A 26,475-nucleotide genomic window follows, 5' to 3' on the forward strand; every position below is an offset into this window, starting at 1 on the left:
GATCCTCGAACGCCCCTCACCCGCCCGCTTCGCGGGCACCCTCTCCCGGGGCTCTCAGCGGCCATAGGCCGCCTGACGCCGTCAGCGCCCGCAAGCGGGCGCGAAAGGCGGGAGAGGGGATGGCAGCCAAGGCTGGTGCAACGGGACCCTTGACCTTCCAATCATTGGAAGCCTTATCTGGGGAAGCCGGTTGACGACGAAGAAAGGACGATCATGTCCGCCACCACCACCGACCTCGACATCGGCATTTCCGGCATGACCTGCGCCTCCTGCGTGGGGCGCGTGGAAAAGGCGCTGTCGCGCCTGCCGGGCGTCACCGGCGTGTCGGTCAACCTCGCCACCGAGCGGGCGCGGGTCGCCTTTGCGGGCGATCCCGATCCGCGGGCGGTGGCGGAGGCCATCGAAAATGTCGGTTTCGAACCGCAGAGGCAGGACTTTGACCTGACGGTCGGCGGGATGACCTGCGCCTCCTGCGTCGCGCGCGTCGAAAAGGCGCTGCTGCGCGTGCCGGGGGTGGAGTCCGCTGCCGTCAACCTCGCGACGGAGCGGGCGCACGTCACCGCCTACGCCGGGACGGTGGACGCCGCACGGTTGGCCGAGGCGGTGGAGATGACCGGCTTCACCGCCGCCCCCGTCGCCGACACCGAATCCGCGGCGACGGCGGAAGACCCGGCGCGGGACCGCAACCGGCGGGACCTCCACCATGTGCTGATCGCCGCCGCGCTGTCGGCGCCGCTGGTGCTCGGCATGGTGGGGGACCTGCTGGGGCTGAAGCTGATGCTGCCGCCCTGGGCGCAGTTCCTGCTGGCGACCCCGGTGCAGTTCTGGCTGGGCTGGCGCTTCTACCGGGCGGGCTTCATGGCGGCGCGCGCCGGGTCCGGCAACATGGATCTGCTGGTGGCGCTCGGCACCTCCGCGGCCTGGGGGCTCAGCGTCTACATGATGCTGACGGCGCATCCGGGCCACACGCCGCACCTCTATTTCGAGGCGTCGGCGGTGCTCATCACCTTCGTGCTGCTCGGCAAGTGGCTGGAGGCCCGCGCCAAGGGCCGGACGGCGGCGGCGATCCGCGCCCTGATGCAGCTTCGCCCCGACACCGCCCGCGTCCGCCGTGACGGCGTGGAGGTGGACCTGCCCATCGCCCAGGTGCGCGTCGGCGACCGCGTGGCGGTCCGCCCCGGCGAGCGCATCCCGGTGGACGGGCGCGTGGCGGAGGGGGCGGGCAGCGTCGACGAATCCATGCTGACCGGCGAAAGCCTGCCGGTGGAGAAGACGCCGGGCTCCCGCGTCACCGGCGGCTCCATCAACGTGGATGGGCTGCTGCTGGTCGAGACGGTGGCGGTGGGCGCCGAAACGATGCTCGCCAAGATCGTCCGCATGGTCGAAGGCGCGCAGGCGTCCAAGGCGCCGATCCAGCGGCTGGTCGACAGGGTGGCGGCGGTCTTCGTGCCGGTGGTGCTGGGCATCGCCGCGGTGACGCTCGCCGGCTGGTGGATCGGCACGGGGAACGCGGAAACGGCGATCATCACGGCGGTGTCGGTCCTGGTCATCGCCTGCCCCTGCGCGCTGGGCCTCGCCACGCCGACCGCGATCATGGTCGGCACCGGGGCGGCGGCCCGCCACGGCATCCTCATCAAGGACGCGGAGGCGCTGGAGCGCGCGCACGCCATCACCGCCGTCGCCTTCGACAAGACCGGCACGCTGACCGAGGGCAAGCCCCGCGTCACCGATCTGGTGCCGGCGGATGGCGTCAACGACGCGGAGTTGCTGCGGCTGGCCGCCGCGCTCCAATCCGGCAGCGAGCATCCGCTGGCCCGCGCCGTCCGCGACCGCGCGGCGGAACAGGGCGTGTCGGCGACGGCTCCGGAGGGCTTCAAGGCGCTGGCCGGGCGCGGCGTGTCCGCTGGCGTGGAGGGCCGTGCCCTGCTGCTGGGCAGCAAGCGGCTGATCGCGGAAAGCGGCTTGTCCGACGCGAGGCTGGAGGCGCGGGCGGCGGCGCTGGAATCCGCCGGGCGCACCGTGTCCTGGCTGGCCGAAACGGTGCCGGAGCGGCGCGTGCTGGGCCTCGTCGCCTTCGGCGACACGGTGAAGGAAAGCGCCCGCGCCGCCGTGCGCTCCCTGAAGGCGCAGGGGGTGGAGACGGTGATGGTCACCGGCGACGGCGCCGGGGCCGCCCGCGCGGTGGCCGCCGACCTGGGCATCGACCGCGTCTTCGCGGAGGTGCTGCCGGACGGCAAGGCCGATGTGGTGGCGACGCTGAAGGCGGAGGGCAAGGTCGTCGGCATGGTCGGCGACGGCATCAACGACGCGCCGGCGCTGGCCGCCGCCGATGTCGGCATCGCGATGGCGACCGGCACCGACGTGGCGATGCACACCGCCGGGGTGACGCTGATGCGCGGCGACCCGGCGCTGGTCGCCGGCGCCATCGACGTGTCGCGCCGCACCTACTCCAAGATCCGCCAGGGGCTGTTCTGGGCCTTCATCTACAATCTGGTGGGCATCCCGCTGGCGGCCTCGGGCCTGCTCAGCCCGGTGCTGGCCGGGGCGGCGATGGCGCTGAGTTCGGTCAGCGTCGTCCTGAACGCCCTGTCGCTGCGGGGGTGGAAGCCATGAGCGTGGGCGGCATGACCATCGGGGACGCGGCGAAGGCGTCCGGCGTCAACGCCAAGCTGATCCGCTACTACGAATCCATCGGCCTGATCCCGGAGGCCGGGCGGACGGCGTCCGGCTACCGCGTCTATTCGCCGAGCGACGTCAACGTCCTGCGCTTCGTCAAGCGGGCGCGGACGCTGGGCTTCAGCATCGAGCGCATCCAGATCCTGGTCGGGCTGTGGCAGGACCGCAGCCGCTCCAGCGCCGAGGTGAAGCGCGTGGCGCTCGACCATGTGGCGGAGCTGGAGGCCAAGATCGCCGAGCTGCGCGCGATGAGCGACACGCTGACGCATCTGGCCCACGCCTGCCACGGCGACGAGCGGCCGGATTGCCCGATCCTGCGGGATCTGGAGGAGGGTGGGGGACATTGCTGCGACGAGCCCCCTCCCTAATCCTCCCCCGCTGACGCAGGGGAGGGGACAGCCTCCCTCTCCTGCGACAGCGGGGGAGGGAAGGGTGGGGGCAACCCGCTACCCCAGCGCCGCCCTCAGGCTCGCCTCCAGCGGCCGGACCGTGTAGCCCAGCTCCCGCACCGCCTTGCCGCTGTCGAACCCACCACCGCCCAGCGCCAAGCGGACGCCCGTCACCGGCGCGGTGGGCGGTCGGCGCGTCACATGGTCGGACAGCCATTCCTCCACCCGCGCGGCGGCCAGCGCCAGGGCGGGCGGCACGGAATGGCGGAGGAGCGGCACCCGGCCGCACAGCCGGTCGATCCGCTCCGCCAGATCGCCCAACCCGATGTCCATTCCCCCCAGGATGTAGCGCTCGCCGATCCGCCCGCGCTCGGCGGCCAGGATCATCCCCTGAGCCACGTCGCGCACGTCCACGAGGTTCAGCACGCAGTCGAGGATCAGCCGCGGCCCGCCGCGCCGGAACAGACGCAGCATGGCGTTCGGCGGGGTGGGCAGCCGGTCGCCGGGGCCGATGGGCGCCGTGGGGTTGACCACCACCATCGGCAGCCCCTGCGCCGCGGCGGCCAGCGCGTCCTTCTCGGCCAGATACTTCGACCGGCAGTAGGGACCGGCCAGCGCGTCCAGCCCCGGATCGGCGCGCTCATCGAGGCGGCGCGGCGGCGGGTGGCCGATCATCACGGCCTCGGTCGAGCAATGGACGAAGCGCCGCAACGCCGGCGCCCGCGCCGCCGCGTCCAGGACCACCCGCGTGCCTTGCCGGTTGACCCGGTCGAAGACGCTCGGGTCGCGGTCCCACAACGTGGCGACGGCGGCGAGGTGATGGACCCGCTCCACCCCCTCCAGCGCGCGGGCCACCGCCGACGCGTCGAGGATGGAGCCGCGCTGGACCTCCACGCCCGGCGGCAGGTCGTCCGGCGGGTCCTGGAGGTCGAGGATGCGCACCCGCTCGCCCCGCGCCGCCAGCGCCGCCACCAGATGCCCGCCGATGAAGCCGCAGCCCCCGGTGACGAGGGTGATGCCCATGCGCCTACGCCCCCGCCTCTAGGCCCCGCCGAGGATGCGGTCGGCGTTGCTGTTAAGGTCGCGGGTCAGGGCGGCCAGCCCGCCGCCGCGCAGCGTGTTCTGGAACTCCGAGCGCTGGGTGGCGAGCTGGCTCACCGTGCCCTTCGCCAGCACATCGAGGATACGCCAGCGGTCGCCCTCCGGTCGCAGCAGGTAGCTCAGCCGGACCGGCGCCTTGCCGGCGCGCACCAGATCGGTGTCGACCAGCAGCATCCCGCGCGGGGCGGGCCGCTCGCCGACGATCTCGAGCCGCTGGCCGTCGTAGCTGTCGAAGCGGTCGACATACTGGGCGGCGCTGCGCCGGGCGAAGGCGTCCAGCGCCTGCCGCTTCTCCGGCTCCGCCGACTGGTCGAAATAGGGGGCGGCGGCGACGCGGAGCGCCGCCTCCAGGTCGAAGGTGTCGAGCATCACCGGCAGGAAGCGCTGAAGCCGCGCCCGCGCCGACTCCCGTCCCGCGGCCTCCCGCATCAGGGACAGGATGGCCTCGTTCAGCCGGGCCACCGTGGCGCGGGCGCCCGGGGTGGTGCCGGCTGTGGTGCCGGGGGCTTGCTGGGCCACGGCGGGCACCGGCAGCAGGCCGGCCGCCACGACGGCCAGCGCGAGCGCGGCGCGCATCCACGCCCGGCGTGAGAAAGAACCAATCATCGCGGCGTTCCCATGCTCCTGCATTGGTCGTGGAAATCTGCCCGTTCGGGGCAGGTGGATTCAACCGTCCGTGTGGGATGTAACAGCGTCCGGCCCGGTCTATCCTCCTGCGCGACGCTGTCGAAGGGAGGTGTCCGGATGGGTGGGCCGACGAAGGGGCGACAGGGATGGATGCCGATCCCGGACCATCCGCTGTACGGCTGCGACGCCGTCACGCTGCTGACCGTCCTGGCGCGCAACGGCGGTCCGCGGGGTGCCGGCTGGCCGACGGCGCTGGCGGCGCTGGCCTCGGCGGTCGGGCGCGCGCCCTTCTCCCTGGCCGAGGCCGGGTGGGTCGCGGCGCGGCGCCGGAAGGACGCCGGCCTGCCGCCGCCGGTCTTCATCCTCGGCCATTGGCGCAGCGGCACCACCCATCTCTACAACGTGCTGAGCCGCGACCCGCAATTCGGCATCATCGACCCCTTCGCGGTCGGCCTGCCCTGGGACATGCTGGGGCTGGGCTCGGTCCTGCGGCCTCTGCTGGCCCGCGCCCTGCCGGAGCGGCGCTACATCGACAACGTGCCGGTCAAGGCCGACAGCCCGCAGGAGGACGAGATCGCGCTGGCGAACATGTCGCCGGTCTCCTTCTACCACGGGCTCTATTTTCCGGAGCGGTTCGACGAGAATCTGCGCCGCGGCCTCTATTTCGACGGCTGCACGGCGGCGGAGCGGGAGGCCTGGAAGCGCCGTTTCCTCTATTTCCTGGAGAAAGTGTCGATCGCCCAGAGCGGGCGCTGCATCCTGCTGAAGAACCCGGTCTACAGCGCGCGGGTCGCCATGATGCGGGAGATCTGGCCCGACGCGCGCTTCATCCACATCCACCGCGACCCGCGGGCGGTGTTCGTGTCGACGGTGGGCTTCTACCGGACGCTGCTGGCGCGGCTGGCGCTCCAGCCGCACGGGCACATCGACGTGGAACGGGTGGTGCTGGACCACTATCCACGCATCATGCAGGCGCTGATCGACGACACGGCCGATCTGCCGGCGAACCGCTTCGCCGAGGTGCCCTTCGAACGGTTCGAGCAAGCGCCGCTGGAGGAGGCGGAGCGGCTGTACCAAACGCTGGAGTTGCCGGGATACACGGTGGCGCGGCCGAAGTTCGAGGCGTATCTGGGGGCGGTGAGCGATTACGCGAAGAACCGCCACCGCCTGTCCGACGAGGGGCGGGAGCGGGTGGACCGCGAATGGGCACCTTTCGTCGCGCGCTGGGGGGCCGGTGTGGCGTGAGGGCTTTTGCCCCCTCCCTAACCCTCCCCCGCCTCTGGCGAGGGAGGGAATTCTGGGCGGCGCGGCGGCAGTCCCCTCTCCCGCGAAAGCGAGGGAGGGTTAGGGAGGGGGCAATGACCTTCCTCCTCCTCACGCTCCTCGCCCACCCCGCCCAATCCGCCTGCCGCGCCGTCTCCGTCACCGCGAACGGCGCCCCCGTCATCGGCATCGAGGACATGGCGCTCGACGCGGCGCGCGGTCAGGCGGTGCTGTCGGCCTACGACCGCCGGGCCGGGACCAGGGGCGGCCTTTACCTCCTGGACCTGCACACCCTCGACGCCCCGGCTGTCGCCGCCATCCCGCTCGCCACCGGCCTGAGCCCGGCGGGCATCGACCTGCGCGCGGAGCCGGACGGCACGCGCTCCCTGCTCGTCATCAGCCGCCGCGAGGACGGGTCCGCCACGGTCGAGCGCTACCGCCTGGACGGCGCCACCCTGACCCACCAGGGCACCACCGCCGGTCCCTTGCTCTGCCGGGCCAACGACGTGGCCTTCCTCGATGGCGACCGCTTCCTCTTCACCAGCAGCCATGGCGGTTGCGGCTGGGGCGCGGTGATCCAGGACAACGTCCTCGGCGGGCGGCACGGGTTCGTCGGCCTCGTCGAGACCAACGAGCCCCGCGTCCTGATCGGCGGGATCGGCTTCGCCAACGGCCTGTTCCCCGACCCGAGCCACGACCGGCTGACCGTCGCCGCCACGCGGGAGGACGCTCTGCTCGTCTACCGCCTGTCCGAGCCGCAGTCCCCGCCGCAACGCATCGCCGTGCCGGGCGGGCCGGACAACCTGACGATGGCCCCGGACGGCCGCCTGCTGGTGGCGCTGCACCCGTCGCCGTTCCGGCTGGCGCTGCACCGCTACGGCTGGCCGGGCGGGGCGGCGGTACCGACCCGGATCGCGGCGGTCGGCCCCGCCGGAACGGCGATCCTGCTGGACGAGGACGGACAACGCTTTTCCGCCGCCACGGTTGCCGTCTCGTGGAACGGTCGGCTGATCGTCGGCTCGGTCACCGCGCCGGGGCTGCTGGTCTGCGACGAAGCCGCCAGCGGTGCCACAGGATCATCAGAGCTGGCAGGACCACCAGGGACGAGATGACGGTGTAAGTGATCGACACCGCCAGCAGAACCCCCATGCTGGACAACCCGCGGTGGCTGGACAATGCCAACGTGGCGAAGGCGGTGCTGGTGGTCAGGGTGCTGACCAGGACGGCGCGCGGCGTGCTGGTCACCAGAAGCTCGATGCCGAAATCGCTGTCCGATGCCCCCTCCCGCACCAGATCCTGCCCGCGGGAGACCATGTGGATGCTGCTCGACACGCCGAGCGCGAACAGCAGCGGGATGACGATCACGTTGGCGAAGTTGAAGGGGATGTCCAGCAGCCCGGCGGTTGCCATCGTCCACAGGGCGGCCAGGACCAGCGGCGCCAGGATCAGCACCATCCCGGTCACCGAGCGCTGGACCGCGACCAGCAGCAGCACCATCAGCACCAGAGTCAGCGCCGTCGCCTCCAGGAAGGAGGAACCGACGACCCGGGCCGCCTCCGTCACCGTCACCGGGGCGCCGGTGGCGTTGGGGGCCACGGCCAGCACGGCGTCGGCGAAGTCGGCCATCGCGCGGCTGTCGGAAATGTCGTGGGTGGGCAGCACCTCGACCCGGGCGCGCCCGTCCGCGGCAATCCAGCGGGACCTCAGGCTGTCCGGCACGTCGGCGGCGGTGACCGGCCGCTCCACCGCCATGCCCTCGCGCAGCCGGTCGAGCAGCGGCGGCACCCCCCCGGTCAGCGCCGCGTCGAGTGTCGCGAGCTGCGCCGGCTGGATGCGGGCCAGGGCGTTGCCGAAACCCTGCACGGCGGTGCGCAGGTCGGGCGGACCGTCGCGCTTGTCGGCCAGATACCCTCCCAGCACACCCGTCAGCGTGGCGAAGGCCCGCTCCAGCCCGCCCTGGCCCAGCGCCGCCGTGGCGGCGGGGGCGGTCAGGCTGGGGCCGAGCAGAAGCGACAGGTCCGCCAGGATGGGCAGCTTGGCGTCCTGGTCCTTGGGGATGAAGCTGGCGAAGGTCCGCACGCCGCCGGATTCCGGCAGGGCGCGCAGCCGGTCGGCCAGCGCCTGCGCCGCCGCAAGGTCGGGCGTCAGGACGTTGACGGAATAGGGCGAGGTGCGCGGAGTGGTCGCCAGATCGCGGTAGGTGGCGACGGCCTCCGTCTTTTCGTCCTGCAAGTTCAGCGGGTTGACGTCCAGCCGCACCAGCGGCAACGCCGCCATCGACAGGACGGCGCTGGCCCCGGCCAGACCGAGGATGGCGCGGTGGTGGCGGCTCACCCAGCCGGCGAAGCCGCGATCCTCGCGCTCCGGCGCGGGGACACCAGGGCCGGGGCGCAGCAGGACGATCAGGGCGGGAAGCAGGCTCAGGCTGATGAGCAGAGCCACCACCATGCCGACGGCGGAGATGACGCCGAACTCCGCCAGCCCCAGATAGGCGGTCGGCACGAAGGACAGGAAGCCGATGATGGCGCACAGGGTGCTGAGGACCAGCGCCGGGCCGACCGCCCGCACCGCCTCGATGGCCGCGGCCAGCGGCGGCAGGCCGCGGCGCAGCTCCTCCTGATAGCGCAGCCCGAGATGGCCGCCGTAATCGTCGCCCAGCCCGAAGAACATCACCGCGCAGGTAACGGAGATCAGGTTCAGCCGCCCCACGGTCAGCGCCGCCGCCCCGGCGCTCAGCGTCAGGCCCAGCAGCAGGACCACCATGATGCAGGCGATCAGGCGCCCCGACCGCATCCCGGCGATCAGCACCGCCGAGACCAGGATGAAGGACAGGATGGTGGCGACGCCGGCGCTGTTGGCGACCGTGTCCAACTCGGTCTGGCGCAGCGGCACGGCGCCGGTGACCCGCATCTCAACTCCCTGGCCGGCCGGCTCGGCCATCACCGCGCCGATGGCCTCGTGCACCGCGGTCACCGCGGGCCGGCCGCGCCCGAAGGAGCTGTTGTCCAGGATGGGCCGGGCCAGGACGAAGCGGCGGTTGGCCGCCCGGTCCTCCTCCTCCGCGGCCTGCACCAGCCCGGTCCAGGACAGGGGCACCGGATGCCCGTCCGCCACCGTCGCGGTGCTGACCGCCAGCCGGTTCAGCAGTTCGGCGGGGGTGGCCGGTGCGCCCTCGTCCACGTGGGTCAGGATCAGGTCCAGCAGGTCGGCCAAGCCCTGGAGGTTCGGGGCGGTGTTCAGCGCGCCCAGCGCCGCCTGTGCCCCGGCCAGCCGGGTCGCCAGGTCCTGCAATTTTTCCGTGTCGAGGAAGAGCAGGCCGTACCGGTGGAAGTACGGGTCGGCGGATGGCACCTCCACCCCCGACAGCACGTCGGTACGGGCGGACAGGCGCTCCGCCAGACGTACGGCGGCGGCGTCCGACTGGTCGGGGGACGGGCTGTCCACGACGACGACGATCTGGTCGTCGGCGAAGGGGAAGGCCTGCCGGTACTCCTCGGTGTGCTGGCGGAAGGCGGTGTCGGGCGAGATCATGTCCGACGTGCTGGTGCTCATCGTCAGATTGTCGGCGGAATACCAGCCCGCCAGCACCGTCATCAGCACCCAGACGCCCAGCGTCACCTTCGGCCTTCGGCAGGACAGGGCGCCCAGGCCCCCGATCATGGCGCGGCCGAAGTCCGCCATCCGGCCCAGGACACCTTGCCGTTCTGTCACGCTGTACGTCTCCCTCGAAAGCGTACGCAGTGTGCCAGGACAACCTGCGGCACCCAACGTACGCTACTGTATGTTACTTCCAACCGGCGGACGAACCACGGCACCTCGTTACCCTGATACCTCCACCATGAGGAAGACGGGGCAAAGCGGGAGCGCCGATGCAAGACCACAACGCAAGCACAACCTTGCGGGTCCAACGGGCCGAACCGTCGGCCAAGACCGTGAGCGACGCCGTGGCCGAGGCCACGGACGCCCTGATCCGTCGCCAGCAGGCCGACGGCCATTGGGTGTTCGAGCTGGAGGCCGACGCCACCATCCCGTCCGAATATCTGCTGCTGCACCACATCCTGGACGAGATCGATCCGGAGTTGGAAGCCGGCCTCGCCGCCTTCATCCGCGGGCGGCAGGGCAAGGACGGCGGCTGGCCGCTGTTCTTCGGCGGTGCCATGGACATCAGCTGCAGCGTGAAGGCCTATTTTGCGCTGAAGGCGGCGGGGGACAGCCCCGACGCGCCGCACATGCGCCGCGCCCGCGAGGCGATCCTGGCGCGCGGCGGCGCGGCGCGCTGCAACGTCTTCACCCGCATCCTGCTCGCCCAGTTCGGGCAGATTCCCTGGCGCGCCGTGCCGGCGATGCCGGTGGAGGTGATGAACCTGCCGCCCTGGTCGCCCTTCCACATCTCGCGCATCTCCTACTGGTCGCGGACGGTGGTGGTGCCGCTGCTGGTCGTCATGGCGCACCGGCTGCGCGCCCGCAACCCGCGCGGCGTCGACATTGCGGAGCTGTTCACCGAGCCGCCGGAGCGGGTGCGCAACTGGCACAGCAACAACAGCCGCGGCGGCTGGGCCACGCTGTTCCGCGCGCTCGACGCCGCGCTGCACGCGGTCGAGCCGCGGCTGCCGGCCAACGGGCGCCAGACGGCCATCGACCGCGCCGTGCGCTTCGTCACCGAGCGGCTGAACGGCGAGGACGGGCTGGGCGCCATCTTCCCGGCGATGGTCAACGCCGTGCTGATGTTCCATTGCCTGGGCATGCCGCCCGACCATCCCGACGCGGCGACGGCGCGCCGCGCGCTGCGCGGGCTGGTGGTGCGCCAGCCGGGCCGGGTCTATTGCCAGCCCTGCCTGTCGCCGGTCTGGGACACCGCGATCATCTGCAACGCCCTGCTGGAGACCGGCAGCCCGCTGGCCCGCGCCGCGGCCCGGCGCGGGGCGGACTGGCTGGTCGAGCGGCAGATCCTGGACGTCGAGGGCGACTGGGCGTGGCAGCGTCCGGGGCTGGCCTCGGGCGGCTGGGCCTTCCAATACAACAACGCCCATTACCCGGACACCGACGACACCGCCATGGTGGTGATGGCCCTGCAACGGCTGGATGCCGACCGCTACGGCGAGCCGATCCGCCGGGCGCGCGACTGGATCGTCGGCATGCAGAGCCGCAACGGCGGCTGGGGGGCTTTCGACGCCGAGAACCAGCACGACTTCCTCAACCACATTCCCTTCGCCGACCATGGCGCCTTGCTCGACCCGCCGACCTCCGACGTGACGGCGCGTTGCGTCATGATGCTGGCCCGGCTGGGCGAGGGGCGCGACACCGTACCGACCCGCCGCGGCCTGACCTTCCTGGAGCGCGAGCAGGAGAGCGACGGCGCCTGGTTCGGGCGCTGGGGCACCAACTACGTCTACGGCACCTGGTCGGCGCTGGAGGCGCTGAACGCCGCCGGGGTGCCGCACTCCGCGGTGGCCGTGCAACGCGCCGCCCAGTGGCTTCTGGCGCACCAGCGCGCGGACGGTGGCTGGGGCGAAGACGGCGCCAGCTACTGGGCCGGCAACCCGCGTGGCGAGGGGCCGGTCTCCACCGCCTCGCAGACCGCGTGGGCGCTGCTCGGGCTGATGGCCGCCGGCAAGGGCAACCATCCGGCGGTGGATCGTGGCGTGGACTATCTGCTGTCGGCCCGCGACGCCGAAGGTCTGTGGACCGAGGAGCCCTTCACCGCCGTGGGCTTCCCGCGCGTCTTCTACCTGAAGTACCACGGCTACGCGGCGAGCTTCCCGCTGTGGGCGCTGGCCCGCTACCGGGCCCTCAGGGTGTGATGGAGCGGGTGTGAGAGCGGGGGCGGCGCTTCTTGCCGCGGCGCTGACCGTGACCGTCCAGGGTGTGCGCAACGGCGACGGACAGATCGTCCTCGCCGTTTGCGAGGAGTCGGCCTACCCGGCGGGGCGCTGCGCCTTCCGCATCACCGTCCCGGCGGCGGAGGGAGCGGTGCGCGTTGCCGTGCCCGACGTGCCGGCGGGGACCTACGCCCTGCGCGCCTACCATGACGAGAACGGCAACGGTCAGTTGGACCGCAACCTTCTGGGGGTGCCGCGGGAGGGCTTCGGCTTCGGCAATGACGCTCCCGTGCTGCTTGCCCCGCCGGGCTTCCGCGATGCCGCCGTGACCGTGGGGGAGGACGATGTCGAGACGGCGCTGACGCTGCGTTACTGGATTTCGCCATAGGGAGGCGTGATGGCCGCCGCAATCCTCACCGGCATGGCCTTGGAGGCCCGTCTCGCCCGGCGCAGCGGGCTGCCCGTCGTCTGTGCCACGGGGGACGCCGCCGCCATGGTGGCGGCGCATCGCCTGCTGCAGGGGGGCGCCTGCGGGATCGTCAGCTTCGGCATCGCGGGTGGTCTGGCGGCGGACCTGCGGCCCGGCGCGCTGGTTCTGGCCAGCGCCGTCGTCGACGAGGATGGTGCCACTCTCGAAGCCTGCCGGCCTTGGCGGGATCACCTGCGCAAGGCCTTGCCACAGGCCCGGTCCGGTGTGGTGGTGGGCGGGCGGATTCCCGCGGCGACGGTCGGCGACAAGGCGCGTCTGCGCGCGCTGACCGGCGGCGCGGCGGTCGATCTGGAAAGTCTGGCCGTCGCGCGGGTCTGCCAATCCTGGGGGCGGCCCTTCGCCGTGCTGCGCGCGGTCGCCGACCCGGCGTGGCGGGCGCTGCCCACGGCGGCCCTGGCCGGGCTGGACGGGGAGGGGCGTGTGGCCCCCGGTGCCGTGCTGGCACGGCTGGCCGCCGACCCCCGCCAAATCGTCGCGCTGGGCCGGCTGGCCTGGGACCTCGGCCACGCCCTGGCGGCGCTCCGCCGGGCGGCGGGCGCCATTCCGACGGACCTACTCGGCGGCGGTCCGCTCGGCCTCGATCCGGCGCAACGTGTCCGCGACATGGCGTGAGAAGACCTCCTCCGCCGGACGCTGGTGGTCGAGCGGGATGTCCGGCGCCATCGGCCCCTCCGTGCGCGGCCCGCGCAGGCTGACCGCCAGCGCCGCCAGGGGATTGCGCAACGTGTCCTCCACCGCCGTCGGCTCATAGCCGCTGTGGACCATGCAGTCGGCGCATTTCTCGTAATTGCCGGTGCCGTAGGCGTCCCAGTCGGTCTCCTCCATCAGCGCCTTGAAGGTCGGGGCGTAGCCCTCGCCCAGCAGGTAGCAGGGGCGCTGCCAGCCGAAGACGTTGCGCGTCGGGTTGCCCCAGGGCGAGCAGCGGTAGCTGCGGTTGCCGGCGAGGAAATCGAGGAACAGGGACGATTGCGAGAAGCGCCACTTCCTGCCCCGCCCCCGTGCGAAGACGTCGCGGAACAGCTCCTTGGTCTTGCGACGGTTCAGGAAATGCTCCTGGTCCGGTGCACGCTCGTAGGCATAGCCGGGCGACACGGTGACGGCGTCGATTCCGGCCTCCATGGCCTCGTCGAGGAAGGCGGCGACCTTCTCCGGCTCCGCCCCGTCGAACAGGGTGCAGTTGATGTTGACGCGGAAGCCGCGCGCTTTGGCGGCGCGGATCGCCGCGACGGCGCGGTCGTAGACGCCCGGCTGGCAGACCGCCCTGTCATGCTCCTCCCGCCCGCCGTCGAGATGGACCGACCAAGTGAAGAAGGGGCTGGGAGTGAAGCGGTCGAGCCGCTTTTCCATCAGCAGGGCGTTGGTGCAGAGATAGACGAACTTGCGCCGCGCCACGATGCCGGCGGCGATGGTGTGGATCTCCGGGTGCAGCAGCGGCTCCCCTCCGGCGATGGACACGACCGGGGCGCCGCATTCGTCCACCGCGCCCAGGGCTTCCTCCACCGACAGGCGGCGGCGCAGGATCGGGTCGGGATAATCGATCTTGCCGCAGCCGGCGCAGGCGAGGTTGCAACGGAACAGCGGCTCCATCATCAGCACCAGCGGGAAGCGCCGGTTGCCCTTCAGGCGCTGGCGCAGCACATAGGCACCGACCAGCGCCGCCTGGATCGCGGGAACGGCCATGACTACGCCCCTCCCGGACAGTGATGGATCGCCGTCTGGTGGATCGCCGTCATGCGCTCATCCCTGAAATTGCGGTGCGCTCCAGTTTGGAGCGTCCCGGGACGCGCGGCAGGTAGGTTACTGTATGATACGCGCCGCGGTCCGGCGGGCGGAGAGGGTTTGGTGGACGTACGGGGCGTACGTACGCCCTTACGGTGCAGGGCCCGGCGTGGTGGTCAAGGCTGCGGCGGCTTGCGCCTGCTGCGCGTGGCTTTGGTCTTCTGGCTTTTGGCTTGCGGCTGGGCGAGGTGCTTCAACTCCTCGTACCGCTCCAGGAAGAGCGCGTGGGCCCGGTCGGGGCCGACCGGCACGATCCGGTCCGGGTGGGCGGGCGGCAGGTGCCCCCAATCCAGCCAAGCCGGCGGCAGCAGGTCGCGCAGCTCCGTCGCCATGCAGACGAGGTCGGCCTGCTTGATGGCCGGGACCTCGTCGTTGAAGCCGAACCAGCGGCGCAGCGCGTCCTTGACCGGGTGGAGCCGCTGTTTGACGTAATCGCGGTCCAGCATCACCTTCACCGGCGACGGCCAGTCGCCGAGGAACTCCTCGCAGTCGTGCATCAGGGCGGAGTAGGCGAGGGGCGGCGGCACCAGACGCGACACCATCACCGAGTGCTCGGCGACCGAATACCAGGGCCGGGCCGCCCCGCCCCAGCGCGGCTGGGACGACAGGCACTGGGCGATGTCCTCGATCGGCATCCCCGTGGCGTCCGGAGTCAGCAGGTCGAGGACGAAGCCGGACGGCATCAGGATGGCGGTGCGTCCGTCCGGTCGCTTGAGGAGGTCGAGTTGCATGGTGGCTGGCCGTTCCGGAACCGCGGGCGGGGTGCGGGGCCATCCCCAGGAGGCGGCCCCGGCCGTCGGCCCGATCGTTCATCGGGCTGCGCGGGTTTAGCAGATCGCGGACAGGGCGGACAACGGCCCCCGGCGCACGGCCGCCATCAGCCACGCCGGCGCACCGAACGCCCCCTCCAAGGGTTGAATGAATTACAGTTTTTGCATCATTTACAGGCTTTTCCGACCTTTCCCGTCCATGTAACGTAAGTGCGCATCTCCCCAATGCAACGACACGGATAGGGATGGCCGCGCCGATGCTGAACGAACCTGCGAAGGATGGCGTGCTGAACCGCAGCATCGGCGACCTGCGCGTCCTGCTGATCGAAGACGACGACTTCACCCGCCGGCTGATGAGCCGCCTGCTCCAGGACTTGAAGGTCCGCCAGGTGTGGGAGGCGTCGGACGGCATGTCGGCGCTGGCCATCCTGCGCGATCATCCGGACAAGGTCGACCTCGCCATCTGCGACCTGGAGATGCCGCGGATGAGCGGGCTGGACCTGCTGCACGCCCTGCGGACGGCCACCGGCAACCCGCTGGCCGACCTTCCGGTGATCGTTCTTACCGCCCACCGCGAGGCGGACACCGTCAAGCGGGCCATCGCCTACGGAATCTCCGGCTATCTGGTGAAGCCGGTGTCCAAGGCCGATCTCCAGAAGCGGTTGACCTTCGTTCTTCAGAAAGGGCGTTGAGAGCCTTCGCGAGCGCCGTGGTGTTTCCGGCCGGCCGGAGAGGCTCGGGCTTGGATCGTTGCAGCCGGCCGCGCGGCGCACCGTGTGCCACGGCCGAACGGTCGTTCAGCCGTGGCTGGGGCATCCGCAGGCCGCCCGACGAAGGCATCCGCAATCCCCCGTGCGCCGGACCCTATTGGCGTTCCTTGAGCTTGGTCAGGTTTTCCATGAACCCTTTGGTCTCCTCCTTCAGCGAAGGAAGAAGCGCCAGGATTTCGGGGAGGTAAAGAAGCCCGTCCCGGTGTTCAGCTCTGATTTCAATGATGTTCTCGGGGGCGATCAGGTCGGAGATCTGCGAGCTCATCGTAACCGTACCATCTCCGGGCTCCGTCAAAATCGGCATGAAGTATGGTGGCTCTGAATCGTTTTCGTCCGGTTTCACAAGTCCGAATTCCGAAGGGGTCTCTCGTATTTTTGAGAAAAAACAATATTTATTTGCTTTCGTTGCTTCCATTAGTGTTCGGATTCCGTCCGTCCTGTTGTATTTGTCGCTTTCATCCGATTGCCCAGGGAACAGTTTCACGAGTTTTCCATCGCGTATGGTCATTTCGCTCAGGGATCCTCGGGAAATAAGCTGTGGCGGGACTTTTGGGTATTGGCCATCCATTGTCCCGCCAATAGACCCCAAAAGCTTGGCTCCAACCGAAAAGAACTGAGCAATCGGGAGAACTTGTGCAACATCTATGACGTTAGCCTTGACGCTCCCTTTGAATGGCGTCATGATGGAAACGATCTCAAGTTTTCCTGATGCTATAATTTCTTTAAGAGTTTCCTGAAGACCAGGGTCGATAAACGTCAATTTTTTCAACAGGCCGTTTGGGTCAATTTTTTGATTTCCCATTTCATCAGTGTATATGTTTGTCATATAGTCAAGAAATCCGTTTTCTGCAAATTCCTCAAGATATCGCCCTATGTGATAAGCAACGAGCCCGCCGTTGCTGTGACCGATCAACGTCAGCTGCTCAACATTCGGGCTTCGCTGCAGCTCCATCAAAATTTCCATTGTTTTCTTGAGGGCCACCTGCTCAATGGGGTCAAGGTAGTTGTACGGCAAAAGTGAAAGCAGTGCTTGATTCTCCATGAATGATTTCTGGAGTGCGAGGCCGATAATTGGGTCGTATACGTAAATCGGATTGAATATCCCTTGTGACGCAGAAAGATTTACAAGATTATCCGATCCAAGGTAAATTTTCTTAATGGCATCAATGTCCGCACACAATCTGGAGAATTTATTTTCTGTCGCATCGATGCTCATTTTTCTGAACTGGGGATTGATATCAAAAGTGTTTGGATACAGGTTGTGCTGCCCAAATTGAAAAATATTCATGATGATTTTGATTTTTTCGTAGAATCCCGGCCCCTTCCGTCCCGTATAATCCGGAAGATCGTTCAGGTTTCCGGGGAGCGGAGTCGCAAGAACTCCAGGAATGACAAAAACTCTTTTGACGTATTCTATCAGGGATGGGGTGTTGCTGAGGTTGCCGGGTTTAATGTATCTGATCATTTTCTGGAGTTCCTTCTGAGTCCTGGAGAGTGAAGCAGAGGATTTTCCTGCCGGCGGTTGGTTTGGCGGCGATGGAGCCATCGGCCTTTGGAACCGCATCCTCCGATTCCGGAACCAGTCGTCGGATGGGCTTAGGGGCCTGCTGTAAGGACGCGGCTCTGTGGGATTTGTGAACGAACCAACTCGGCCACGCAGGGGGCCTGCGGTTGGGGATGGATGGCGGCGCAAGGGCAGGCTGCGTTCCGGAAACGGAATGATTCGGTGCAGTCAGGCGTTGCGGTAATGGATGGGAGGGCGCACCTTGCTGTCCGAACACCCCTCTGACCGGAGACGCCGTGCCATGCCGGGGACCGTCCGGCCTGTCCAGGGCCCGATACGGATCGCCTCGAATCCCATCGTGGACCGCCGCGAGGACTTGGCGCGCGCCGTCGTCGCCATCCAGTTCGAGCGCTGGCCGGCGCTCTACGCCCGCTACGGCGAGACCGGGCGGGAGCGCTGCGTCGAGGACGTCGGCTTCCACCTGCTGTATCTGGCGGAGGCGGTGGCGAGCGACAGCCCGGCCCTGTTCCGCGAGTATGTGGCCTGGGTCAAGATCCTCTTCGCCGGCATCGGCATTCCCGACGGGGAGTTGGGCGAAAGCCTGGAAATCCTGCGCGACGTCGTGGCCGCCCGGGTCGATCCCGCCACGGCGGCGCGCGTGCGCTCCTGCGTGGGGGAGGGACTGTCCGCTCTGCCCGGCCTGCCGCGGGAGGCACCGCCCTTCGTCCGGCCGGAGGCACCGCTCGGCGCGCTGGCGCGCTCCTACATGGACGCGCTGCTGGCCGGCGACCGGCGCCGGGCGACGGCGCTGGTGACGGAGGCCACCGCCGCCGGGGCGACGGTGCCTGACCTTTACCTGCATGTGTTCCAGCCGACCCTGCGCGAGATCGGGCGGCTGTGGCAGACGCGCGCGATCACCGTGGCGCATGAGCATTTCGCGACCGCCGCCACCCAGGCGATCATGGGCCAGCTCTATCCGGCGATCTTCGCCGCCGAGCGGCGCGGCCTGTCCATGGTCGCCACCTGCGTCAGCGGTGAACAGCACGAGATCGGCGTGCGCATGGTCGCCGACTTCTTCGAGATGGCCGGCTGGGACAGCCATTATCTCGGCGCCAACACGCCGGTGACCAGCATCGTCCAGGCGCTGCGGGAGCGGAACGCCCGGATTCTGGCGGTGTCGGCCACCATCACCGCCCATGTCGGACGGGTGGCCGCCCTCATCGCCGCGGTGCGCGCCGAGCCGTGGGAGCGGCCGCCGCAGGTGCTGGTCGGCGGCTACCCCTTCAACCTCGTCCCCGACTTGTGGAGGACGGTCGGCGCCGATGCCTTCGCCCCCGGCGCCGAGGAGGCCGTCGCCATCGCGGAGCGGCTGATCGGTCCGGCCACCCGGGACCGCGCCGCCGGTGTTGCCTGATGGCATTGGCGTGATGGTGTTGGCCTGATGGGCGGAGCGTGAAGGAGGGGCGATGGACGCGCTGGTCCTGACCTGCGACCACGACGGGCGGCTGCGCGCCTTGCATCGCTTGGGCGCCGGCCTGCCGGGACTGACGGGCAAGCCCGGCACGCCCTTTCCGGCCCTGTTCGGCCCGGACGCGGTGGCGGGCGCGCTCGACCTGTTCAGCGGCCTGCGGAAATCCGGATGGACGCTCGATCACGCCGTGCCCTGCCGCCTCGACCCCGACGGGGGGGGCCATGCCGGCTTGGTCCAAACTGGCATGGTCCATGCTGGCATGGTCCATGTCAGCGGGCTCTGCGACGCGGAGGGCATGGTGCTGGCCGTGGCGCGGTCGCCCGGCGCGTTTTCCGAGCTGATGGCGGCGTTGGAGACGCTCAATCCGCGGCTGGCCCGACGGCTCGCCCCCCTCGGCTCGGCGGTGACCAGGGCGGAGGCGCCCAAGCCGGAGTTTCCCAGCGCCGACGCGCTGTTCGGCGAGATGACCCTTCTCAACAACGAACTCGCCAACGTCCAGCGGGAACTCGCCAAGGCCAACGCCGAGCTGGCCGCCAGCAACGAGCAGAAGAACCGCCTGATGGGCATGCTGGCCCACGATCTGCGCACGCCGCTCCAGGTCGTCGTCGGCTTCGCGGAGTTGCTGGAGCAGCGGCTGGACGGTCGGCTGGAGGCGACGGAGCGCGCCTGCCTGGAGCGCATCCGCGAATCCAGCCTGTCGATGCGGCACATGGTGGAGGACGCGCTGTCCCTGGCGGCGCTCCAGGCCGGGCGGCTGCGGCTGGCGCGGCGGCCGTCCGATCTGGTGGCGCTGGTCCGGCGGAACGTCTCGATGAATCGCGTGTTGGCCGAGGGCAAGTCCATCACCATCGAGCTGTCCGTGCCCGAACGCCCGCTGCCCATGGCCGACATCGACCCGGCCAAGCTGGATCAGCTTCTGAACAACCTCCTGTCGAACGCCATCAAATATTCCGACCGCGGAGGCCGGGTGCGCGTTGCCCTGAGCGAGGCCGCGGGCGAGGGGGGCAGCGAAGTGGGTGGCCGGTTGCGCCTGCGCGTGTCCGACGACGGGCGGGGGATTCCCGCGGCGGAGCTGGCGCAGCTCTTCCAGCCCTTCGCCCGCACCGGCCGGCTGGGGACCGAGGGGGAGGGGACGGTCGGTCTCGGCCTCTACATCTGCCGGTCCATCGCGGAGGGGCACGGCGGGCGGATCACCGCCGATTCGGCGCCGGGGCGCGGCTCGACCTTCACCGTCGACCTGCCGTTGGTGGCATCATCCCCTTGAGAGGCGGGACATTCCACAGACGGGCTGGCGCGCCGACCGGCGATGCTGTAAAAGGAGCCCTTACGATGTTGCGACGCGAAAGGTCCATGGGTCTACCCCTCCGCCGTTTCGGGCGGCCTCCGTGGGGAGCGCCGTGAGCGACGGCCGACCTCCCGACACGTCCCCGGATTGTCAGGCTCCGGAGGGCGTCGACCGCGGCGATGCCGCGACCACCGGCCTCCCGCCGGTGAACCCCGCTTCGGCGGTGCTGGACGATTTCCTGAACCACGACCATGGCGCCCGGATCGCGCTGGGCGACCTCGTGGGCATTCTGGGCGACCGCGCCTTCGGCGCCCTGCTATTGATCCTCTCCATTCCGAACATCCTGCCGGTGCCGGGCCTGTCGACGGCGACGGGCCTGCCGATGCTGCTGATCGGCGCGCAGATCGCCGCCGGGCGCGACCGTCCCTGGCTGCCGCGCCGGCTTGCCGCCCTCAGCCTCGACCGCGACGCCTTCCTGCGGGTGATCGCCAAGGCGAAGCCCCACGTCGACCGGCTGGAGCGGCATCTGCGCCCCCGCCTGCCGGCGATGACCGCCCCGACGGCGGAGCGGCTGCTCGGCGTGGCCGTGATGATCCTGGCCGGCATCCTGGCCCTTCCCATCGTCTTCGGCAACCAGCCGCCCGCCTTCGCCATCGCGCTCATCGCGCTGGGGCTGATCGAGAAGGATGGGGCCTTCGTCGTCGCCGGCCTCGTCGCCGGGCTGATCGCCATTGTCATCGTCGCCGCCGTCCTGTTCGGTTTCGGGCAGGCCGGCATGCTGATCGTCGATAAATTGTTTTCATAAAAGGGAGCGCCCACGGGCTCGCCGCCATGATCTGGGAAGTTCTGGTCATCATTTTGCTGATCCTGCTGAACGCCTTTTTCGCGATGTCGGAAATGGCGCTGGTGTCGTCGCGACGCGCGCGGCTTCAGCAGATGGCCGAGGAAACGCGCAGCAAGGGCGCCCGCGCCGCGCTGAAACTGTCGGAAGACCCCGGCAACTTCCTCTCCACCGTGCAGGTCGGCATCACGCTGATCGGCATCATCGCCGGCGCCTACGGCGGCGCGACCCTGGCCGACCGGCTGGGCACCGTCCTGGACGCCAACGTCTCTTGGATCGCTCCCTACGGGCAGCAGGTCGGCTTCGCGCTGGTCGTCGCCGCGATCACCTACCTGTCGCTGATCGTCGGCGAGCTGGTGCCCAAGCGCATGGCGCTGGTCAACGCGGAGCGCATCGCCGCCGGCGTGGCCGGCCCGATGAGCGTCCTGTCGCGCATCGCCATGCCGCTGGTCTGGCTGCTCGGCGTCTCGACCGAGGGCCTGATGAAGCTGCTGCGTCTGCCCACCGCGCGCGAGCAGACCGTCACCGAGGAGGAGGTCAAGAGCCTCATCAAGGAGGGCACGCAGAGCGGCGTCTTCGAACCCGCCGAGCGGCAGATGATCGAGGGGGTGTTCCGGCTGTCCGACCGCACCGCGCGGTCGATCATGACGCCGCGGCCCGACCTCGTCTGGATCGACCTCGACGATCCGCCTGACGCCATCGCCAAGGAGATCCAGGCCAGCGGCTATTCCCGCTTCCCGGTCTGCCGCGGCGACGTGGACGAGGTCCAGGGAATCGTGTCCAGCAAGGCGCTGCTCAACCAGGCGCTCCAGGGCCGCCGCTTCGACCTGCGCGAGGCCATGGTGGAGCCCCTGATCGTCCATGACGGCACCCCCGTCCTGCGGCTGCTGGAGCTGTTCAAGCAGGCCAGCATCCACATGGCCGTGGTCGTGGACGAGTATGGCAGCGTCGAGGGCATCGTCACGGTGACCGACATCATGGAGGCGATCGCCGGCGAGTTGCCCGAACAGGGGCAGGAAGGCGACGGCTTCGCGGTCCAGCGCGAGGACGGCTCCTGGCTGGTCGACGGCATGACCCCGGTGGAGGAGGTTGAGTCGCTGGTCGGCGTGAGAGGGCTGAAGGGCGAGGGCGATTACCACACCATCGCCGGCTTCATGCTGGACCGGCTGGGCCATGTGCCCATCGCCGCGGAGCATTTCCACTGGAACGGCCTGCGCTTCGAGGTCGTCGACATGGACGGCCGGCGCATCGACAAGGTGCTGATCCAGGAGAACGGCGAGGTCTCGGAGGGCTGACGGCGCCCTCCGCGGGTGGCGTCACACCTCGGTGACGCCGCTCTTGGGGATGCGGACCTCGCGGTGGACCGACATGCTGAGCAGAAGCCCCACGCCGATCATCAGCGTCATCATCGCCGACCCGCCGTAGGAGACCAGCGGCAGCGGGATGCCCACCACCGGGATCAGGCCGGTCACCATCGACACGTTGACCATCACGTAGAGGAAGAACTGCGCCGTCATGCCGACCGCGACCAGCCGGGCGAACTGGCTGCGGCAGCTCAGCGCGATGACCACGCCGTAGATGAACAGCATCAGGTAGAGCGCCAGCAGGATCAGCGCGCCGACCATCCCGAACTCCTCCGCCAGCACCACGAAGATGAAGTCGGTGTGCTTTTCCGGCAGGAACATCAGCTGGCTCTGGGAGCCGGACATGAATCCCTTGCCGAACAGCCCGCCCGACCCCAGGGCGATCTTCGACTGGAGGATGTTGTAGCCGGCGCCCAGCGGGTCGGTCTCCGGGTCGAGGAAGGTGTAGACGCGCTGCTTCTGGTAGTCGTGCAGGAATTCCCAGGCGACGGGGATGGCCGACAGGCCGCCGCCGATGACCAGCAGGAACTTCCAGATGCGCACCCCGGCGGCGAAGAAGACGGCGCCGCTGCCCATGATCAGCAGCAGCGAGGTGCCCAGGTTCGGCTGCATCAGCACCAGCGCCACCGGGGTGAAGACCAGCAGCAGCGGCGGGATCAGCAGCAGCGGGCGGCCGATCTGGTCCAGCGAGATGCCATGGAAGTAGCGGGCCAGCGCCAGGGTCAGCGCCGGCTTCATCAGCTCCGACGGCTGGAGCTGGAAGAAGCCCAGGTCGATCCAGCGCTGCGCGCCCATGCCGATGCGCCCCATCAGCTCCACCGCCACCAGAAGGCAGAGCACGATCAGGAAGATGGCGTAGGCCGACTTCATCAGATGCCGCACATCGATCAGCGCGATCATCAGCATCAGGACGAGGCCAGGGACGGCGCGCACGAGCTGCGGCTGCGCCCAGGGCTTCCAGTTGCCGCCGGCGGCCGAGTAGAGCAGGGCCACCCCGACCGACGTGATGATGCAGACCAGGAGCACCAGCCCCCAGTTGATCATGCGGAACTTGCTGCCGAGCGTCAGTTCCGGGCGCTGCGGGGCAAGCCCGCCCGACCCGTGGTTCGAAAGGACCGCGACCATGAGGAAACGTTCGTTGTGTCCGGGGGCGTCCGTGCCGGAAGGGCAAGCGGCGGCGCCTTGCGCGGCGGATACTGCACCAGCGCCGCCCTCCGGTAAAGCCGCCCGGTCCCCGGCCCCGCAAAAGGCACGGGGTCTGCTTCCCATACGGGACGCCGTTGTTCTCGACAGTCGGGCAAGGACGCTGCTGGGGCTTCGACTTGGCCCCCTCCCTAACCCTCCCCCTCTGCGAGGTGGAGGGGACGGACGCCGCTTCGCTTAAGGCACCCTCTCCCTCGAAGAGGGGGAGGGCTGGGGAGGGGGCACACCCTCAGAACTGCTTCAGCAGGCGGTCGATGTACTCGCGCTCCATCTGCGGGCGGCCGTACTGGCCGGAGCGGCGGCGCAACTCGTCGAGGATTTCGCGGGCGCGCTGGAGTTCGGCCTCCTCGGGGATCTTCACGTCCTCGTTGTTGTAGTTGCCGAAGCCGGAGGGGCGGCGGCCCAGCGGGTCGCGGTTGCGGCCCTGGCCCTGGCGCTGCTGCGCCTGACCGGGCTGCTGGCCGCTCATCGCCGGACCCTGCTGGCCCATCATCTGCTGCATCATCTGCTCGGCCATGGCCTGCATGCCCTGCTGCAGCTCGTCCATCGCCTGGGTCTGCGGCGGCACGGCGGAGCCGGGCTGCCCCTGCTGCAGCGCCTGGCCGGCGTCGCGCATCGCCCGCTCGGCGCGGCCCAGCGGGCGGGGGATCTCGCCGCCCTGCTGTTCGCCCATGCGCCGCATCAGCTCGCCGAGCTGGCGGCGCAGCGCCTCCTGCTGTTCGGCCTGCTGCTGCATCAGCGGGCTGCCGGACTGGCCCTGCTGGCCTTGCTGCCCCTGCTGCGGACGACCCTGGCGGTTGCGCGGCCCCGGCTGCTGGCCCTGCTGCCCGTCCTGCCGGCCCATCTGCTCCTGCGACTGACGGAAAGTCTGGTCGAGCAACTGCTGCTGCCGCTGCGTCAGCTCCTGAAGCTCGCGCATCATCTGCGCCGCCTCGTTCTGGCCCTGCTGCTGCATCTGGGCCATGGCGCCGTTGCGCATCTGCTCCATCATCTGCTGAAGCTGGGAGAGCATCTGCCGCGCGGCGTCGCGGGCGCCGGTCTCGGCCATCTGCCGCATCTGCTCCATCATGCGCTGCAGGTCCTGGCGATCCATCATCTGGTCGGCCATTTCCGGCGGCACCATGGGGATCGGATCGCCGCGCTCCAGCGCCTCGCGCATCTGCTGCTCCATGGCGTCGAGGAACTTGTCGAGCGCCGCCTGAAGCTCGTCCATCAGCTTCTTCAGCTCCTGGTCGTCGGCGCCGCGCTCCAGCGCCTCGGCGAGGCGTTGCTCGGCGTCGCGCAGGTCGCGCTCGGCCAGCGACAGGCCGCCGTCCTCGATGCGCAGCGCGGTCTCCCACAGCAGCTGCTGGACCGCGGGCACCGAAGCCCCCTCCTCGTCGAGCAGCAGACGGTTCACGGCGGTGCGCATTGCCAGGAAGGCCACCAGATCGCCGCCGAACTGGCTGGGCCGGGAGGAAATCTCGGCCAGGGCGCGGGCCACCTCGATGCGGAGCTGCTGCGGCCGCAGGGTCAGCTTCTTGCGCTCCTCGACGATGGCGCGGGCGACCGGATGGTTGAAGACGCGCTCCGGCAGGACCATCGCCACGTCCTCCGTGCTGCCGGTCTGGCCGGCGCCGTCGAGCGCGGTCAGGCGGATGGTGACGTTCAGCCCGGCCCAGGGATGGGCGGTCAGGTCGTGGAAGGCGGCGTTCCGCGCCTCGCGCGGGCGGACGCCGGGCAGGGCCAGCGGCAGCTCCAGCGGGCTGCGGTCGAGCGCCGGGGCTTCGCCCTCCGGCAGGTCCAGCCGGACGACGGCCTTGGCCTCGGCCAGCCCGTAATCGTCCTGCGCGGTGTAGTCCAGCCGCAGCGCGCCGCGCTCGCCCTTGGCCGGGGGGCTGGCGTAGGCGATGGTCGGCGGGTGGTCCGGGATGATCCGCACGTTCCAGCTGCCCAGCACGCCGGAGCCCTGGGTCACCGCGATGCGGGTGCCGTCCTCGATGGGCTGCTGGATCTGGAAGGTGGAGGAGTCGACCGCCTCGAAGGCGGCGGACTTGGTGCCGGCCTCCAGAGACGGCGTGCCGCTGCCGCCGGTGACGCGGGCCAGCACGAGGCTGCCCTTGGGGACCGGCACAGGGTCGGCGAGGCTCGGCGTGTGGGCGGGGTTGGCTGATTTCAGGAAGACCGGCGGCAGGCCGGTGTATTCCGGCGGCGTCACCCAGAGGTCGAGCGTCGCGACCGTCGCCGTTGCCGTCCCGCCGAAATGCGGGGTGACGGCGGCGACGAGGCGCGGCTTCCAGTCGCCCCAGGTCGCGCCGCCGGCGGCGACCAGCACCAGCGCCACCAGCGCGCGCAGGGCGTAGCGGTCCTGGGCGGCGAGGCCGTCGGACAGCGGCATGGCGACGCGCAGCCGCCGCATGGCGGCGCGCACCCGCTCCTGGTGCAGGCGCCACAGCTCCGCCGCGACGGGGTCGTTGCCGGCGGGCGTGTCGCGCAGCGCGTGGAGGGGACGGTGGGGCAGGCCGCTGTCGCGCTCCAGCCGGCGGCGGGCGGCGCTCTCGTCGGGCAGGCGGAAGGCGCGCAGCCCGCGCCACCCCGTCCAGCCGATGGCGGTGGCGAACAGCAGCAGGACCAGCGTGTGCAGCCAGCCCGGCAAAAGCAGGAAGGCGTTCAGCAGGGCCAGGGCGAGGAAGGCCCCGGCGATGGTGAGGGGCGCCCAGAGCGCCGGCCACAGCCGTTCCCAGAGCAGGGCGGCGCGCGCCTGCCCCATGCGCAGGCGGGGTTCCCGCAGGGCGGGTGCCGGGGACGCCTCCTTGCGCAGGGGAAAGCGGAACCCGTCCTTGCTGTCGCTCATGCCGCTCTCCCGTCAGGTCAGGCACCGGGCGGGAGGAGAAACCGCCGCCGGAACATCGTCAGGATATAGGCTCGGCTGCGCCGTCTGTCGCGGTCCGGCGTGCCGGTTCCTTACCGAAACATCGGGCCATGTCCAAAATATGGCAGCCGGGACGATAAGAACAGCAGGATACGGGAAGCGGACGGCAAGTCATTCCGCCGGCGTGGGCCTTGGTGTGGCGGCATCGATGGTTGCGCACGGCGCCGCCGGTTCCCGTTCACGGCCGCGCTCGACGGGACGTTCTCCAGAAG

The 26,475-nt window shown here is 69.9% G+C and carries 20 protein-coding genes; 12 read left to right on the forward strand and 8 right to left on the reverse strand.

What is annotated here, in order from left to right; genetic code table 11:
• The first annotated feature begins 213 nt into the window (after positions 1–213).
• Together FBZ83_RS27445 and cueR are read left to right on the forward strand one after the other, a co-directional pair.
• Complete coding sequence (locus FBZ83_RS27445; protein ID WP_145689955.1) at positions 214–2,613, forward strand: heavy metal translocating P-type ATPase; 2,400 nt, start codon at positions 214–216, stop codon at positions 2,611–2,613.
• Positions 2,614–2,624: 11 nt separating this feature from the next.
• Positions 2,625–3,044, forward strand: coding sequence for a Cu(I)-responsive transcriptional regulator (gene cueR, locus FBZ83_RS27450; protein ID WP_186466206.1), 420 nt, complete (start codon positions 2,625–2,627; stop codon positions 3,042–3,044).
• A gap of 78 nt (positions 3,045–3,122) precedes the next feature.
• Here the strand turns inward: cueR and FBZ83_RS27455 are convergent, their stop codons facing one another.
• Together FBZ83_RS27455 and FBZ83_RS27460 are read right to left on the reverse strand one after the other, a co-directional pair.
• A complete protein-coding gene (locus FBZ83_RS27455) occupies positions 3,123–4,088 on the reverse strand; it encodes an NAD-dependent epimerase/dehydratase family protein (protein WP_145689957.1) in 966 nt (321 codons plus the stop codon).
• A gap of 18 nt (positions 4,089–4,106) precedes the next feature.
• A complete protein-coding gene (locus tag FBZ83_RS27460; protein WP_247888503.1) occupies positions 4,107–4,772 on the reverse strand; it encodes an ABC transporter substrate-binding protein in 666 nt (221 codons plus the stop codon).
• Between the two features lie 171 nt (positions 4,773–4,943).
• Here FBZ83_RS27460 and FBZ83_RS27465 point away from each other — a divergent pair, with 171 nt between their 5' ends.
• Positions 4,944–6,038 (forward strand): sulfotransferase family protein, encoded by a 1,095-nt coding sequence (locus FBZ83_RS27465; RefSeq protein WP_145689958.1) that lies wholly within the window; start codon positions 4,944–4,946, stop codon positions 6,036–6,038.
• A 113-nt stretch (positions 6,039–6,151) separates the two neighbouring features.
• Entirely contained in the window at positions 6,152–7,168 is a 1,017-nt protein-coding gene (locus FBZ83_RS27470) for a hypothetical protein (RefSeq protein ID WP_145689959.1), read from the forward strand.
• Here FBZ83_RS27470 and FBZ83_RS27475 read toward each other — a convergent pair.
• Positions 7,080–9,767: an MMPL family transporter gene (locus FBZ83_RS27475; protein WP_145689960.1), complete on the reverse strand. Its 2,688-nt coding sequence runs from the start codon at positions 9,765–9,767 to the stop codon at positions 7,080–7,082. The two genes, FBZ83_RS27470 and FBZ83_RS27475, sit on opposite strands and share 89 nt — an antisense overlap.
• A 158-nt stretch (positions 9,768–9,925) precedes the next feature.
• Here FBZ83_RS27475 and shc point away from each other — a divergent pair, with 158 nt between their 5' ends.
• Genes shc through FBZ83_RS27490 form a run of 3 tightly spaced genes read left to right on the forward strand, consistent with a single transcriptional unit; the run spans position 9,926 to position 12,977 of the window.
• Entirely contained in the window at positions 9,926–11,857 is a 1,932-nt protein-coding gene (gene shc, locus FBZ83_RS27480) for a squalene--hopene cyclase (protein WP_145689961.1), read from the forward strand.
• Positions 11,858–11,867: 10 nt separating this feature from the next.
• Positions 11,868–12,263 carry a DUF2141 domain-containing protein gene (locus FBZ83_RS27485; protein ID WP_145689962.1) on the forward strand — a complete coding sequence of 132 codons (396 nt, stop codon included), beginning with the start codon at positions 11,868–11,870 and terminating at the stop codon, positions 12,261–12,263.
• A gap of 9 nt (positions 12,264–12,272) precedes the next feature.
• Positions 12,273–12,977: a hypothetical protein gene (locus FBZ83_RS27490; RefSeq protein ID WP_145689963.1), complete on the forward strand. Its 705-nt coding sequence runs from the start codon at positions 12,273–12,275 to the stop codon at positions 12,975–12,977.
• Here FBZ83_RS27490 and hpnH read toward each other — a convergent pair.
• The gene (gene hpnH / locus FBZ83_RS27495) at positions 12,918–14,045 is read right to left on the reverse strand and encodes an adenosyl-hopene transferase HpnH (protein WP_145689964.1); all 1,128 of its coding nucleotides are present in this window, start codon (positions 14,043–14,045) and stop codon (positions 12,918–12,920) included. The two genes, FBZ83_RS27490 and hpnH, sit on opposite strands and share 60 nt — an antisense overlap.
• A 215-nt stretch (positions 14,046–14,260) precedes the next feature.
• Entirely contained in the window at positions 14,261–14,875 is a 615-nt protein-coding gene (locus tag FBZ83_RS27500) for a hydrolase (RefSeq protein WP_145689965.1), read from the reverse strand.
• A 296-nt stretch (positions 14,876–15,171) separates the two neighbouring features.
• Here FBZ83_RS27500 and FBZ83_RS27505 point away from each other — a divergent pair, with 296 nt between their 5' ends.
• Positions 15,172–15,606 carry a response regulator gene (locus FBZ83_RS27505; protein ID WP_145689966.1) on the forward strand — a complete coding sequence of 145 codons (435 nt, stop codon included), beginning with the start codon at positions 15,172–15,174 and terminating at the stop codon, positions 15,604–15,606.
• A 172-nt stretch (positions 15,607–15,778) separates the two neighbouring features.
• Here FBZ83_RS27505 and FBZ83_RS27510 read toward each other — a convergent pair whose 3' ends face one another.
• Positions 15,779–17,149, reverse strand: coding sequence for a hypothetical protein (locus tag FBZ83_RS27510; protein WP_145689967.1), 1,371 nt, complete (start codon positions 17,147–17,149; stop codon positions 15,779–15,781).
• 340 nt (positions 17,150–17,489) lie between these two features.
• Between FBZ83_RS27510 and FBZ83_RS27515 the strand changes: the two genes are divergently transcribed.
• The 4 genes from FBZ83_RS27515 to FBZ83_RS27530 all read left to right on the forward strand — a co-directional run bounded on the left by FBZ83_RS27515 (position 17,490) and on the right by FBZ83_RS27530 (position 22,080).
• Positions 17,490–18,602, forward strand: a complete 1,113-nt coding sequence (locus FBZ83_RS27515) for a cobalamin B12-binding domain-containing protein (RefSeq protein ID WP_145689968.1) — start codon at positions 17,490–17,492, stop codon at positions 18,600–18,602.
• 52 nt (positions 18,603–18,654) lie between these two features.
• Complete coding sequence (locus FBZ83_RS27520) at positions 18,655–19,923, forward strand: sensor histidine kinase (RefSeq protein WP_145689969.1); 1,269 nt, start codon at positions 18,655–18,657, stop codon at positions 19,921–19,923.
• 133 nt (positions 19,924–20,056) lie between these two features.
• Positions 20,057–20,749: an exopolysaccharide biosynthesis protein gene (locus tag FBZ83_RS27525; protein WP_145689970.1), complete on the forward strand. Its 693-nt coding sequence runs from the start codon at positions 20,057–20,059 to the stop codon at positions 20,747–20,749.
• 26 nt (positions 20,750–20,775) lie between these two features.
• Complete coding sequence (locus FBZ83_RS27530; protein WP_145689971.1) at positions 20,776–22,080, forward strand: hemolysin family protein; 1,305 nt, start codon at positions 20,776–20,778, stop codon at positions 22,078–22,080.
• Positions 22,081–22,101: 21 nt separating this feature from the next.
• On the opposite strand, the gene rodA is transcribed toward FBZ83_RS27530, so the two are convergent.
• On the reverse strand, positions 22,102–23,274 hold the full coding sequence (gene rodA / locus FBZ83_RS27535; RefSeq protein WP_145689972.1) for a rod shape-determining protein RodA: 1,173 nt from the start codon (positions 23,272–23,274) through the stop codon (positions 22,102–22,104).
• 307 nt (positions 23,275–23,581) lie between these two features.
• Positions 23,582–26,185, reverse strand: coding sequence for a TIGR02302 family protein (locus FBZ83_RS27545; RefSeq protein ID WP_145689974.1), 2,604 nt, complete (start codon positions 26,183–26,185; stop codon positions 23,582–23,584).
• Positions 26,186–26,475: the final 290 nt, after the last annotated feature.

Source organism: Azospirillum brasilense (assembly GCF_007827815.1).
Taxonomy (GTDB): domain Bacteria; phylum Pseudomonadota; class Alphaproteobacteria; order Azospirillales; family Azospirillaceae; genus Azospirillum; species Azospirillum brasilense_C.